Here is a 13037-nt window from a genome sequence, read left to right on the forward strand (position 1 = left end):
TCCGCTTATTTAAGGCTTCTTAAATAAGCGGAAGTTTTTTATTTAGAAATTTTATAATTTTTGATATCGTCTAAGATCATATTTGCACCTAAGACATAATCGTAATCAGAATTTGAAGTTAGAGATTTTTTAAGGCTCCAAGATGCGTTCCAAAGTTTTACTATAAATAAATAATCATTTAATTTTTTCATCTTTTCCTTATCTGTATATCCAAAATATTCAAATATCAAATAATTTCTTAAATGTTCACTTAAAAACCAAGAAATAGTAGCTAGGTCAAAAAATATATCATTCATTCCTGAAAATTCAAAATCAATAAATTTAACTTCTGAATTTTTAAAAAGTACATTAGAAATATTTAAGTCGTTATGACATAAGCCTAAAGAAATATTTTTAGTTAAATTTACTTTTAAGAAATTCATCTTTTCTATAAAAGTATCAATATCGTGATTAAACTTAAAATTATTTTTCTTTAAAAATTTAAAATTATCTTCTATATCTTTAAAAGGGTCAAAATAGCTTGAAACCTCAAGATTATGTAGTTTTTTTAGAGATATAGATAAAGATTTTAAAAACTTTCTAGTAGTTAATGTATTAATATTTACTGCCGAGTTATCTAAATATTTAGTAAGAAGTATACCATTTTCTTTATTGTGATATATAATATGTGGTGATAGCTTCTTAGAATTTACTAAGGAAAGAATACTATGTTCACTTAAAAAATCATTAGAATTATCTTTGTTTGGAAGCCTTAATACATAAAAATTATTATAATAATCTATTAAATAGTTTTTATTATTTAAACCGCCAAGTTGTTTTAATTTGTGATTTTTAAAAAGGTTTAACATTATTTTCTCCTTTAAATTTTGTTAAGTTATTATATCAAAAAAGAAAGGAGGGGAGAAGACGATATGATAAAAAAGTTTATAGAAGGAATTACTCCTTTAGATAAAGATGCTATGGAAAAAGCAAAACTTAGAGTTGATTCTTTAGCAAAACCTTTAGGTAGCCTTGGAGAACTTGAAAGCATTTCTGTAAGAATTTCTGGAATAACTTCAAAAATAATAAATGAAACTGATAAAAAGTGCATTATCATTATGTCAGCTGATAATGGAGTAGTTGAAGAGGGGGTTGCATCTGCACCACAGTACGTAACTTTAGCTCAAACTAAAAACTTCATTAAAGGAAAGACTGGGGTTTGTTCAATTGCAAAAGCAAATAAGACAAGCCTTAAAGTAGTAGATATAGGGATTAATAGTGATGAAAAAATAGAAGGAGTTATAGATAGAAAGATCAGAAAAGGAACAAAAAATATCTATAAAGAGCCTGCTATGACGTATGAAGAATGTAAGCTCGCAATTCTTATAGGAATAGAAACAGTTAAAGAAGCTAAAGATGAAGGATATAACATCTTAGGTGTAGGTGAAATGGGAATAGGAAATACTACAACATCATCTGCAGTTTTAAAAGCTCTTTTAAACATCGAAACAGAAAAGATAGTTGGAAAAGGTGGCGGAATAACTAGTGATTCTTTTATTAAGAAAAAAGCTATAGTAGAAGAAGTTATACTTAAACATAATGTTAATAGAGAAGATATTATAGATATAGTCTCTAAAGTCGGAGGATACGATATTGCAGGGATGATAGGAGTTTTTATAGGATCTTCGTATTATAAAATACCTGTAGTTATAGATGGATTTATATCAGTAGTAGCTGCACTTTGCGCATCAAGATTAAATCCACTTGTAAAGGGGTATTTATTTCCGTCTCATAAATCAGAAGAGATAGGGTATAACTTAGCTATGGAAGAATTAAATTTAAAACCATTTTTAAATTTAAATATGAGACTTGGTGAAGGTAGCGGATGTCCTATTGCTTTTTCAGTAATTGATTTTGCAAATTCTATGATGAAGAATATGGCTACATTTAGTGAAGGTGATATAGATGATAGTTACATAGAAGAAGTTAGAAGTGAAGAATGTTATAAAGTATAAGGAGGTAAAACTATATGGAAGTTGGTTTAATTCATATTTACTGTGGAGACGGTAAAGGTAAAACTACAGCAGCTATGGGGCTTGGGATGAGAGCTTCAGGAAACAACCTAAAGGTTTTATTAACTCAATTTTTAAAGAGTAATAAAACTGGGGAGCTTAAGTCAATCGAAAAACTTAAAGAGTATTATCATTTTGTTCCAGGTGTTCCTGTAAATAAGTTTTCTTGGAATATGACAGAGGAAGAAAAGGCAAACGCTAAAGTAGAACATACTAAAAGATTTAAAGAGATAACTAAAAAGGCAGTTTTAGAAAATTATGATTTACTTATTTTAGATGAACTAATCGGAACTGTTAATTTAGATTTTGTTCCTTTAGATTTAGTTTTAGATTTTCTAAAAAACAAACCAAAAGGACTTGAAGTTGTAATGACAGGAAGAGACCCTAAAGAGGAACTAGTAAATATAGCTGATTATGTATCTGAAATAAAAGCTATTAAACATCCCTTTAAAAAAGGAATTCCTTCAAGAAAAGGAATAGAAATATGATTGTCCTAGTTATAGGAGGGTCAAAGAGTGGAAAGTCTAGTTTAGCTGAAAATATAAGTTATAACTTAAAAGAAGAGGGAACGCTATATTATCTTGCAACTATGAATCCTAAAGATTTAGAAGACTTAAAAAGAATAGAAAAACATATTTCAAATAGGGAAAAGTATAACTTTAAAACTATAGAAATTAAAAGTGATATTAAAAGCATTAAAGATATAAACTCTTCTGATACTATGCTTTTAGATAGTGTTACTTCTTTAGTAACTAACGAGATGTTTAAAGAAAAGAGCTTTAATCTAGATGTTAAAGATAAGATTAATAGCGAAATAAAGAGCCTTTCTAAAAGTTTAAAGAATCTTATCTTAGTTTCTGATTTTGTATTTTCAGATAGTAAAGTATACGATGAATTAACAGAAAAATTTAGAAAAGAACTAGGTAGTATTAATTGCACTTTAGCTTCTTTAGCAGATGTAGTTATTGAAGTTAACTTTGGGAATATAACATTTCACAAAGGGGAGGGGCTTTTAGATGTTTAACGATTTATACAAAGGACTTAATATGACTTTAAGTATGTTTACAAAAATACCTCTACCAAAGTATGTTTGGGATGAGAAATCTGCAAGATATATTATGAGGCTGTATCCTCTTATAGGTCTTATAGTTGGAATGTTTTGGTATGTATCTTTTAGAATTCTTATACTATTTAATATAAATAATATACTTTTAAGTTCATTAACTATGCTAAGTCCACTTTTAATTACAGGTTTTATTCATTTAGATGGATTTATGGATGTATCTGATGCACTTTTATCAAGCAGGGATAAAGAAGAAAAGGTAAGGATACTTAAAGATTCTAAAGTAGGTGCTTTTTCAGTTATAGCTTTAGTAATTCTTTTTTTAGTAGAAACATCTTCTATATCTTCACTTTTAGAAAATGGATTTGACCCTAGAATTTTAATACTTATTCCGATAGCTTCAAGATCTTTTGGCGGGTATACAATACTTTCTAGAGATCAAATATCTAAAAGCTACTTTGGTGATTTATTTAAAAAGGGAACGAAGCCTTATGAAAAATATATTTTAATATCTATTTATATTTTAGTTCTTTTAATTTCTTTAGTATTTTTAAATATTAAATATTTTATTTCACTTATAGTACTTGGATTAGTTGGAATTTTAAGTATTAGAAAGTGCAATAAAGAGTTTGGCGGAGTAAATGGAGATGTTGCAGGATTTACTCTTGTATTATCAGAAGCTATATGCTTTTTAGTTTTAGGAGTTATTTAGGAGGAAAGTATATGAAATTATATTTTGGTGGTGCATACAACGGGAAATTAGAACTTGTTAAAAACAAATACAAAATTAAAGATTCAGAAGTTTTTAACTGTGATTCAAATAAAATAGATTTTGATAAAAAGGTTATAAATAACTTTCACGAATTTGTTTTTAACATTATAAAAGATTCTAAAGACCCTAAAGAATATGTTTTAAAAAATCTTGATAAATTCAAAGGGAAGATAATTATTTCAGATGATTTAAATTCAGGAATAGTTCCAATTGAAATTTTAGAGAGAAGATTAAGAGAAGATTTAGGAGAGATTTTAAAGACTTTTTCAAAAGAAAGCAAAGAAGTTTATAGGGTGTTTTTTGGAATAGAAAGTAAATTAAAAGGTGACTTAAAATGATACTTTATCTTATAAGGCACGGAAAAACTTTTTGTAATGAAAAAAAACTTTATTGCGGGAAATCTGATATAGAATTAAGCGATAAAGGAATAAAAGAAATAAAAGAAAAGATTAAAGAATTTAACTTTCCAGATTGTAAAAACAACTATACAACGGGACTTAAAAGAACTAATGAAACTTTTAAACTTATCTATAAAAATAAAGATTTTGAAGTTTTAGAAGGCTTTAAGGAATATGACTTTGGAGATTTCGAATTAAAATCCTATGAAGAATTAAAAGATAATAAAGAATATTTAAATTGGATTTTAGATGAGAGTTTAGAATTTAAAGTTCCAAAGGGAGAATCAAGAAAAGAATTTAAAACTAGAATAGAAAAAGCTTTAATTTCTTTAATAGATTCTTTAGAAAAAAATGATGAAAAAGAGGCTTTAGTACTTTGTCATGGGGGAACTATAGCAAGTCTTTTAGAAAGTTTTAATGAAGAAAATAAAAGTTTTTATGATTATCATCCAAACTGCATAGAAGGCTACACCCTTGAAGTTTTAAAAGAAAAAGGAAAACTAAAATTAAATATACTAGAAAGGTTTTAAAAATGATAGAGATTATAATAGGATATATTTTAGATTTAATAATAGGAGATCCAAATAACCCTTATCATCCTATAAGATTTATTGGAAACCTCTCTAAATCTTTAGAAGGATTTTTTAGAAAGAGAATTTCTAAAAATCTTAAATTAAGTGGTATTTTAACTAATCTGTCTGTAATATTTATAACGTTTTTTGTAGTTTTATTTATAACTAAAGGTACAAGTTATATTAATACTTATCTAGGGATAATAGTATCTGGAATATTAATATATTTTACAATATCAGCTAAATGTTTAAAGGTTGAAGGATTAAAGGTTATAAAGGAATTAGAAAATGGAAATATAATTGAAGCTAGAAAAAAATTATCATATATAGTTGGAAGAGACACAGATAAATTAAACGAAAGCGAAATTTATAGGGCAGTAATTGAGACCGCTTCAGAAAATATGTCAGATGGAATAATAGCACCTTTATTTTATGCAGGAATCGGGGGAGCTCCTTTAGCTTTTTTATATAAGGCTGTTAATACTTGTGATTCTATGTTTGGCTACAAGAATGAAAAATACATAGATTTTGGATTTTCTTCAGCTAAGGTTGATGACATATTTAATTATATTCCAGCTAGGATAACAAGTTATTTAATTATTATAGCTTCTTTTTTATTAAGATATAAATATAAAGAAAGTTATAAAATATATAAAAGAGATAGATATAATCACTCAAGTCCAAATAGTGCACACCCAGAAGCGGCAGTTAGTGGAGCGCTTTCTGTAATGCTTGGGGGAAGTAACTATTACTTTGGGAAATTAGTTAAAAAAGATACTATAGGGGATAAATTAAAAGAAATAGAAAAAAGTGATGTTATAAAGACAAATAAAATTTTAGATTTAGTTACTTTTTTAGGGGTAGTTTTAGCTATAATTATTTTCTTTGTAATACATATTTTTTTATAGAGGTAAATTCATATGAAAAATAGTCATGGTGGAAATATTGATGAAATAAAGAGAAATTACAAAATTAAAGATTTAGTAGACTTTTCAGCAAATATAAACCCTTTAGGGCTTTCAAAAACTGTTAAGGAAGCTATGATAAATGCTATAGAAGACGTGGTTCATTACCCAGATATCACTTATTTAGATTTAATAAATAGCATAAGTGAATTTGAAAATATAGAAAAGAATAATATATTTTTAGGAAATGGTGCAGCGGAAGTTATATTTAATATAGTAAGAGGCTTAAAGCCTAAAAGGGCACTGCTTTACGGGCCAAGTTTTTCAGAATATAGAGAAGCTTTAAACTCAGTAGATTGCAATATAGATTATTATATATTAAAAGATAAGTGTAATTTGGATTTAGGGATTTTAGATATGATTAATAAAGAAACAGATATAATCTTTATTTGTAATCCAAATAATCCAACAGGGGCTTTATGTAAAAGAGATATGATTGAAGAAATATTAAAGGCTTCAAAAAGAAAAGATGTTACAGTTGTAATTGATGAATCTTTTTTAGAGTTTGTTAGAAATTCTAAGGAATTTACTTTAATTAATAGTTTAAAACATTATGATAACTTAATTATAGTTAAGTCTTTAACTAAGATTTTTGCCTTTCCTGGAATAAGGCTTGGATACGGATTAACTAAAAGTAAAGAATACTTAGAAAAAATAAATAAAAACACTATATCTTGGAGCGTAAACACTATAGCAAATAAAGCTGGAATTGCAGCTTTAAAAGAAAGTTTATATATTAAAAATACTATTTCGTTTGTAGAAGAAGAAAATAAGTTTTTATTTAATAATTTAAGCTTATTTAAAGATTTAAAGGTATTTAAAGGTTATGCGAATTTCATATTTTTTAAGACCTTTAAAAATATAGATTTAAAAGAAGAACTTTTAAAATATGGAATTTTAATAAGGAGTTGCGAAAACTATATAGGACTAGATATGAGTTATTATAGAGTTGCAGTTAGAACTAGAGAAGAAAATATTAAATTAATAAAATCTCTTCAAGAAATTGTAAATTAATAATCTCAAATGATAAATAATTGACAATTGGATAATTAAATAATATAATCATTCTGATAAAAATAATAATTGGTGTATATTACTTAAAAGGGAATAGAGTGTAAATCTCTAACTACCCCAGTAACCGTGATGTGGACGAGGCCTAAATTATAGTCACTATATTAAATTATGGGAAGGCTAGGCTAAGGGTGAAGCTAAGTCGGGATACCTGCCAAATTATTTATACGACTTACTATAACCTTCTGAGGGTGGGGTTATAGTGCTAATAGGATTTTTTTATATAAGCATACCTTCACGCGGTGTGTTTTTTTTAATCCCTAAAATTAACGCCTCAAAATTATAATGGAGGAAAAGTGATGAGAAATTTTAAAAAGTTATTGTCAGTAGTAGTTTTAACGATATTTTCGTTAGCTATTTTTACAGGCTGCGCAGGTAAAACTGTTACTATGAAAGATATGGAAGGTACAGAGTTTAAAGTACCTAAAAAGATTGAGAGAATAGTATCTACAGCACCTTCTAATACTGAAATTTTAGTAGGTCTTGGATTAGGTGATAAAATTGTAGGAGTAGATAAATATTCAGCTGATATAAAAGGGTTAAAAAGTGATGTAACTAAAATAGACTTTAGAAACCCAGACGCTGAAGCTATAATTGCCCTTAAACCAGATGTTATTATTGCATCAGGTCATAATAGAGAAGGAAAAGAAGATCCATTTAAGGCTTTAAAAGATGCAGGTATCCCAGTTGTATACCTACCTACAGCAGAAAGCATAAACGGAATCTATGATGATATAAATTTCTTAGGGAAGCTTACTGGAACTGAAGAAAAAGGAACTGAAATGGTAAGTAACTTAAAAGGCGAGGTTGATAAAATCAAAGCTATAGGTGAAAAGATTAAAGATAAGAAAACTGTATACTTTGAAATAGGTTCAGGTGAAAAACTTTATAGTTTCGGTAGTGATACATTCTTAAATGAATTATTAACTACAATAGGAGCAGAAAATATATTTAAAGACCAAAAAGGTTGGATCTCACCTAGTGAAGAATCAGTAATAAAGAAAAATCCAGATGTAATCTTAACAAACGAAGATTACATAAAAGATGCTACAAAACAAATAGAAAAACGCCCAGGATTTAATACTATAAACGCAGTTAAAAATAAAGAGGTATTCTTAGTAGATAAAAATGCAACTTCACGTCCAAGTCAAAACGTAATAAGTGCATTAAAACAAATTGCAAAGGATATTTATCCAAAAGAATATGCAAACATCTAAAAAAATAAAAATTAAGATAAGCTTAGGAGTAATCCTAAGCTTACTGATTATCTGTATTGGAACTTCTCTTGGAAGTTCCAATATTGATTTATTAGATACAGTTTCAATAATAGCGAATAAGCTATTTAATATACCTCTTAGGGCGGGGATTGAATCTAAAGATATTGCGATAATTTGGCTTTTAAGGCTACCTAGGGTGCTTTTAGCTTTCGGGGTAGGCGCATCACTTGCAGTATCTGGTGCGGTAATACAATCTATCTTAAAAAATCCTTTAGCATCACCTTATACTTTAGGAGTATCATCTGGTGCATCTTTAGGTGTTGGAATATATATAGTTTTAGGAATAACTATACCTTTTGTAGGGAATTTAGCACTTCCTTTTATAGGGTTTTTGTTTGGAGTTTTAACTGTATTTTTAGTAATAATATTTTCAAGTAAAGTAGATAGAGGCTTATCTAATAATACAGTAATACTTTCAGGAATGGTTTTATCTCTTTTTGCAAGTGCAGTCTTAACTACAGTTACAGCACTTTGTAGTGAGGATATTAAAGCTATAACTATGTGGCAGATGGGATCATTCTCTATGAAGAGTTGGTCTTATGTTTTTGCAGGACTTCCATTTTTTATAATAGGAGTAATCCTTGTAATAAGATATACTAGAGAGATGGATATATTAAGCTTTGGTGAAAATCATGCTATGACAGTTGGAGTAGAAACTAAAAAGGTTAAAAAGACATTACTTGTAGCGGTAGCGATTTTAACTGGAAGTGCTGTAGCTTTAAGTGGAGTGATTGGATTTATAGATTTAATTACGCCTCATATAGTAAGAAAGATATTTGGTTCAAATCACAAAATAGTTATACCTATGTCAATAGTGTTTGGAGGTTCTCTTATGGTATTAACAGACTTAGTAGCAAGAACTATAATAACACCATCAGAATTACCAGTAGGTGCTATAACTGCAATTGTTGGTGCACCATTTTTTGCATACCTATACTTTGGGAAAAAGAGGGGATAAATATGATAGAATTAAAAAACTTATATACAGGATATGATGGAATAGAAGTTATCCATAATGTTTCCTTTAAGGCATCTAAGGGTCAAAATATATCTATCATAGGGCCAAACGGCTGTGGTAAAAGTACTATTTTAAAAGCTATGGCAAACCTTATTGAATTTAAAGGTGATATAACTATAGACGGAGAGTCAATTAAAAAGATGAAAAGAAAAAACCTTGCTAAAAAGGTTGCACTTATGAGTCAAAATACTGATATTTACTTTTCATATACAGTATATCAAACTGTTTCTCTTGGAAGATATGCACATATAGATGGGGCTTTTTCAAGTCTTTCTAAAAGTGACGAAGAAATAGTTTTAAATTCATTAGAAATGGTAGGATTATTAGAATATAAAGATAAGCTTATAAGCGAATTATCAGGAGGTCAGCTTCAAAGAGTATATTTAGCTAGAGCATTTTCTCAAGACCCTGATATATTACTTTTAGATGAGCCTACAAATCATTTAGATTTAAAATGTCAAATTGAAATATTAGAGTACATAAATAAATGGGTAAAAGAAAATGATAAAATTGTAATAGGCGTTTTACATGATTTGAATCTAGTTTTAAAATTCTCAGAGGAAGTTATTTTAATAAAGAATGGAAAAATAGTATCTACTGGAGATTCAAATACAGTTTTAAACAGTGATAAATTAAAAGAAGTTTATGATATAGATATAAGAAAGTTTATGTTAGAAGCTTTAGAAAAGTGGAGAGGTGAAAACTTATGAAAAAGAAATTTATAATGTCTTATAGCTGCGGAAAAGATAGCACTTTAGCCTTATATAGAATGATAAAATCAGGGCATACCCCTTTAGCTTTATTAGTTACAGTAGATAGTAAAAGAAATAGAAGCTGGTTTCACGGGATTCCAGAAGATTTATTAAAAGAAGTTTCAAAATCATTAGATATACCATTACTTATAGTAAAAAGTGAAGGGGATAATTACGAAGAAACTTTTGAAATAGCACTAAAAGAGGCAAAAAAACTTGGCGCTGATTCTTGCGTATTTGGTGATATTGATTTAGAGCCTCATAGAACTTGGTGCGAAGATAGATGTAAAAATACAAACTTAGAATCTATTTTCCCTCTTTGGCAAGAAGGACGAGAAGATTTAACTTATGAATTTATAGATTCAGGATTTAAAACTATAGTTAAAAACGTAAGATTAAATGTTTTAGGTGAAGAGTTTTTAGGGGAAATTTTAACAAGAGATTTAGTTAAAAGGATTAAAGATAAAGGTTCAGACCCTTGCGGAGAAAATGGAGAGTACCATACATTTGTTTATGATGGTCCTATATTTAATAGTAAAATTGAATTTAAAGAAAATGGAAACTTATTAACAAAAGACTATGGATTTTTAGATATTAAGTAGGTGAATTAAATGAAATATAAAGGAATTATGCTGCTTGGAACTGCATCTTCAGTAGGGAAAAGCACTTTAGCTCTAGGATTTTGTAGATATTTTAAAGAAAAAGGATATGATGTAGCACCTTATAAGGCTTTAAATATATCATTAAACTCATTTGTTACAAAAGAGGGTGATGAGATAGGTAGAGCGCAAGTAGTACAAGCTGAAGCTTGTGAAATCGAGCCAAATGAATATATGAATCCTATCCTTATGAAACCAAGCAAGGGATTTGGAACTCAAGTAATAGTAAGAGGGAAAGTTCACTGCACTATGGATGCATATAAATATAAAGAACTTAATAGCTTTTTAAAAGAAAAAGCTAAAGAAGCATATATAGATATTAAAAAAGATCACGATTTAATAGTTTTAGAAGGTTCAGGAAGCTGCGCTGAAATAAATTTAAGAGATACAGATATAGCAAACTTTCAAACAGCTAAAATGACAGATTCTGATTGTATCTTAGTTGCAGACATAGATAGAGGCGGAGTTTTTGCATCTATAGTAGGTACGTTAAGTCTTTTAACTGAAGATGAGAGAAGACGGGTTAAGGGAGTTATAATAAATAAGTTTAGAGGAAAAAAAGAATTCTTTACTGATGCTATGAGACAGTTAGAAGATATAATAGGTGTTAAAGTATTAGGGGCTATGCCTTATTTTAACTTAAATATAGAAGATGAAGATAGCACAGAGATTAAAGATTTAGGAAAAGGACTTGGGATAGAAGTTAAAGTAATAAGAACGCCTCATATGTCAAACTTTACTGATTTTAACTCACTTGAAAGAATAGAAAATATAAATTTAAAATATGTAAAAAATCCTAGCGAATTAGATAATTCAGATTTAATTATAATACCTGGAAGTAAAAATACTATAGAAGATTTAAAATATTTAAAACAAACTGGATTTAAAGAAAAGTTATATAAACTAAAAGAAGAGGGAACTCCTATACTTGGAATTTGTGGAGGGTATCAGATTTTAGGAAAAGAAATTGAAGACCCTTTTAAAGTTGAAGGAGATTCTTTAAAAGAAGAAGGATTAAATCTTTTAAGCTTAAAAACTGTATTTAACAAAAATAAATGTACTAGACAAACAGAAGCTTATACTTTAAGCAAAGAAAAAGTAAAGGGATATGAAATTCATAACGGAAGTAGTGAAATATTAGATTTAAAAGAAGAGTGGATAAAAGATTCTAAGGGAAATATATTAGGATTAAAAAATGGGAATGTTTATGGAACTTATATACACGGATTATTCGATGAAAATGAATTTTTAGAGAGCTTTATGAAGAGCATAGTTAAAGATTACGAAATAAAACTTAAAAATAATAAAAATTATAATGATTATAAAATATCGCAATACGATGAGCTTTTAAAAATTCTAAAAGAAAATATTGATATGGAATACGTTGAAAGTTTAATTAAAGGATAGTAAAACTATCCTTTTTTTTATTCTTCAAATTATGTATAATTTTAAAGTGATTTTAAATTAAGGAGAATTAGAAATTGAATTTTATAGCAATAGATTTTGAAACAGCAAATGAAAAAAGAAATAGTCCTTGTTCTATAGGCATCGTAGTTGTAGAAAACGGGAAAGTTAAAGAAAAAATTCACCGTTTAATTAAGCCTAAAGAAATGAGATTTGAACCTATGAATATTTGGATTCATGGGATTAGACCTAGTATGGTAGAGGAAGAACAGGAGTTTGATGAGGTTTTTAAAGATATAAAGCATTATTTTGACGGGAATTTAATAATTGCCCATAATGCAGCTTTTGATATATCAGTTCTTAGAAATACTTTAAGCTTATATGGTATTGAAGAACCAGAATTTGATTATATATGCACTATGAAGCTTTCAAAAAACTTTTATCAGGGTTTAGAAAATGCAAAATTAAATACTGTAAACGAGCTTTTAGGCTTTAAGTTTAAGCACCATGATGCTTTAGATGACTCTTTAGCTTGTAGTAATATTTTACTAAATATTTCAAAAGAATTAGAAACAAATAATATAAAAGAAGTTTCAAAAAATGTAGGAGTTACCTTAGGTAAGGTATATAAAGGCGGGTATAAACCTTCTTCAAGTAAAGGAAGCATTCTTAAAACTTCAAATAGGATTTTTGAAACAAAAAGAGATGATTCTTTTGACATTAAAAAAGAATCCTTAAAAGGGGAAGTTGTAGTTTTTACAGGTGGCCTTAAAAGAGCATCAAGAGATGAGGCTATGAGACTTGTAAGAAAGGCTTTTGGCTCTACTGGAAGTTCTGTAACTAAAAAGACTACGATGTTAGTTACAGGGATTAAAGATATAAAGAGTTTAAAAAGAAGCGAGATGAGTAATAAATTAAGAAGGGCAGTTGACCTTATTGATTTAGGAGGAGATATTAAAATTTTAAGTGAAGAAGAGTTTTTTAAAATAATCAGAAATTAATAATTTGCCCCAAAGACTTTAAAGAACAAAGGTA

15 protein-coding genes and 1 riboswitch are annotated in these 13037 nt (G+C 28.1%); of the genes, 14 read left to right on the top strand and 1 reads right to left on the bottom strand.

Features of this window, described 5'->3' with window-relative positions:
* Positions 1-38 precede the first annotated feature (38 nt).
* A complete protein-coding gene (locus M4I33_RS04200) occupies positions 39-848 on the bottom strand; it encodes a choline/ethanolamine kinase family protein (protein ID WP_257915633.1) in 810 nt (269 codons plus the stop codon).
* A gap of 63 nt (positions 849-911) precedes the next feature.
* On the opposite strand from M4I33_RS04200, the gene cobT reads away from it, so the two are divergent.
* The 14 genes from cobT (at position 912) to M4I33_RS04270 (ending at position 13003) form a co-directional block, all read left to right on the top strand.
* The gene (gene cobT, locus M4I33_RS04205; protein WP_257915634.1) at positions 912-1994 is read left to right on the top strand and encodes a nicotinate-nucleotide--dimethylbenzimidazole phosphoribosyltransferase; all 1083 of its coding nucleotides are present in this window, start codon (positions 912-914) and stop codon (positions 1992-1994) included.
* Between the two features lie 14 nt (positions 1995-2008).
* Complete coding sequence (locus M4I33_RS04210) at positions 2009-2539, top strand: cob(I)yrinic acid a,c-diamide adenosyltransferase (protein WP_257915635.1); 531 nt, start codon at positions 2009-2011, stop codon at positions 2537-2539.
* Entirely contained in the window at positions 2536-3075 is a 540-nt protein-coding gene (locus M4I33_RS04215) for a bifunctional adenosylcobinamide kinase/adenosylcobinamide-phosphate guanylyltransferase (protein ID WP_257915636.1), read from the top strand. The genes M4I33_RS04210 and M4I33_RS04215 overlap by 4 nt, the downstream gene beginning before the upstream one ends.
* Entirely contained in the window at positions 3068-3826 is a 759-nt protein-coding gene (locus M4I33_RS04220; RefSeq protein ID WP_257915637.1) for an adenosylcobinamide-GDP ribazoletransferase, read from the top strand. The genes M4I33_RS04215 and M4I33_RS04220 overlap by 8 nt, the downstream gene beginning before the upstream one ends.
* A gap of 11 nt (positions 3827-3837) precedes the next feature.
* On the top strand, positions 3838-4224 hold the full coding sequence (locus M4I33_RS04225) for a bifunctional adenosylcobinamide kinase/adenosylcobinamide-phosphate guanylyltransferase (RefSeq protein WP_257915638.1): 387 nt from the start codon (positions 3838-3840) through the stop codon (positions 4222-4224).
* The gene (locus M4I33_RS04230) at positions 4221-4814 is read left to right on the top strand and encodes a histidine phosphatase family protein (protein WP_257915639.1); all 594 of its coding nucleotides are present in this window, start codon (positions 4221-4223) and stop codon (positions 4812-4814) included. The genes M4I33_RS04225 and M4I33_RS04230 overlap by 4 nt, the downstream gene beginning before the upstream one ends.
* A 2-nt stretch (positions 4815-4816) precedes the next feature.
* Complete coding sequence (gene cbiB / locus M4I33_RS04235; protein WP_257915640.1) at positions 4817-5764, top strand: adenosylcobinamide-phosphate synthase CbiB; 948 nt, start codon at positions 4817-4819, stop codon at positions 5762-5764.
* 12 nt (positions 5765-5776) lie between these two features.
* Entirely contained in the window at positions 5777-6835 is a 1059-nt protein-coding gene (gene cobD / locus M4I33_RS04240; RefSeq protein ID WP_257915641.1) for a threonine-phosphate decarboxylase CobD, read from the top strand.
* A gap of 53 nt (positions 6836-6888) precedes the next feature.
* Positions 6889-7066, top strand: a riboswitch (cobalamin riboswitch).
* A gap of 125 nt (positions 7067-7191) precedes the next feature.
* A complete protein-coding gene (locus M4I33_RS04245) occupies positions 7192-8109 on the top strand; it encodes an ABC transporter substrate-binding protein (RefSeq protein WP_257915642.1) in 918 nt (305 codons plus the stop codon).
* Entirely contained in the window at positions 8096-9127 is a 1032-nt protein-coding gene (locus M4I33_RS04250) for an iron ABC transporter permease (RefSeq protein WP_257915643.1), read from the top strand. The genes M4I33_RS04245 and M4I33_RS04250 overlap by 14 nt, the downstream gene beginning before the upstream one ends.
* A gap of 2 nt (positions 9128-9129) precedes the next feature.
* On the top strand, positions 9130-9897 hold the full coding sequence (locus M4I33_RS04255; RefSeq protein WP_257915644.1) for an ABC transporter ATP-binding protein: 768 nt from the start codon (positions 9130-9132) through the stop codon (positions 9895-9897).
* Positions 9894-10541 (top strand): diphthine--ammonia ligase, encoded by a 648-nt coding sequence (locus tag M4I33_RS04260; RefSeq protein ID WP_257915645.1) that lies wholly within the window; start codon positions 9894-9896, stop codon positions 10539-10541. The genes M4I33_RS04255 and M4I33_RS04260 overlap by 4 nt, the downstream gene beginning before the upstream one ends.
* Before the next feature lie 9 nt (positions 10542-10550).
* Positions 10551-12005, top strand: a complete 1455-nt coding sequence (locus M4I33_RS04265) for a cobyric acid synthase (protein WP_257915646.1) — start codon at positions 10551-10553, stop codon at positions 12003-12005.
* A gap of 74 nt (positions 12006-12079) precedes the next feature.
* Positions 12080-13003: an exonuclease domain-containing protein gene (locus M4I33_RS04270; protein ID WP_257915647.1), complete on the top strand. Its 924-nt coding sequence runs from the start codon at positions 12080-12082 to the stop codon at positions 13001-13003.
* Positions 13004-13037 lie beyond the last annotated feature (34 nt).

It is taken from the genome of Clostridium sp. LY3-2, from assembly GCF_024705715.1.
GTDB lineage: Bacteria > Bacillota > Clostridia > Clostridiales > Clostridiaceae > Clostridium.

What these genes read in the sequence shown, in the direction of transcription:
- M4I33_RS04250 (WP_257915643.1), top strand. Translation starts at nt 8,096, where the DNA reads ATGCAAACATCTAAAAAAATAAAAATTAAGATAAGCTTAGGAGTAATC.
- M4I33_RS04220 (WP_257915637.1), top strand. Translation starts at nt 3,068, where the DNA reads ATGTTTAACGATTTATACAAAGGACTTAATATGACTTTAAGTATGTTT.
- M4I33_RS04210 (WP_257915635.1), top strand. Translation starts at nt 2,009, where the DNA reads ATGGAAGTTGGTTTAATTCATATTTACTGTGGAGACGGTAAAGGTAAA.
- M4I33_RS04230 (WP_257915639.1), top strand. Translation starts at nt 4,221, where the DNA reads ATGATACTTTATCTTATAAGGCACGGAAAAACTTTTTGTAATGAAAAA.
- M4I33_RS04215 (WP_257915636.1), top strand. Translation starts at nt 2,536, where the DNA reads ATGATTGTCCTAGTTATAGGAGGGTCAAAGAGTGGAAAGTCTAGTTTA.
- M4I33_RS04200 (WP_257915633.1), bottom strand. Translation starts at nt 848, where the DNA reads ATGTTAAACCTTTTTAAAAATCACAAATTAAAACAACTTGGCGGTTTA.
- M4I33_RS04245 (WP_257915642.1), top strand. Translation starts at nt 7,192, where the DNA reads ATGAGAAATTTTAAAAAGTTATTGTCAGTAGTAGTTTTAACGATATTT.
- M4I33_RS04260 (WP_257915645.1), top strand. Translation starts at nt 9,894, where the DNA reads ATGAAAAAGAAATTTATAATGTCTTATAGCTGCGGAAAAGATAGCACT.
- M4I33_RS04265 (WP_257915646.1), top strand. Translation starts at nt 10,551, where the DNA reads ATGAAATATAAAGGAATTATGCTGCTTGGAACTGCATCTTCAGTAGGG.
- cobD (WP_257915641.1), top strand. Translation starts at nt 5,777, where the DNA reads ATGAAAAATAGTCATGGTGGAAATATTGATGAAATAAAGAGAAATTAC.
- cobT (WP_257915634.1), top strand. Translation starts at nt 912, where the DNA reads ATGATAAAAAAGTTTATAGAAGGAATTACTCCTTTAGATAAAGATGCT.
- cbiB (WP_257915640.1), top strand. Translation starts at nt 4,817, where the DNA reads ATGATAGAGATTATAATAGGATATATTTTAGATTTAATAATAGGAGAT.
- M4I33_RS04255 (WP_257915644.1), top strand. Translation starts at nt 9,130, where the DNA reads ATGATAGAATTAAAAAACTTATATACAGGATATGATGGAATAGAAGTT.
- M4I33_RS04225 (WP_257915638.1), top strand. Translation starts at nt 3,838, where the DNA reads ATGAAATTATATTTTGGTGGTGCATACAACGGGAAATTAGAACTTGTT.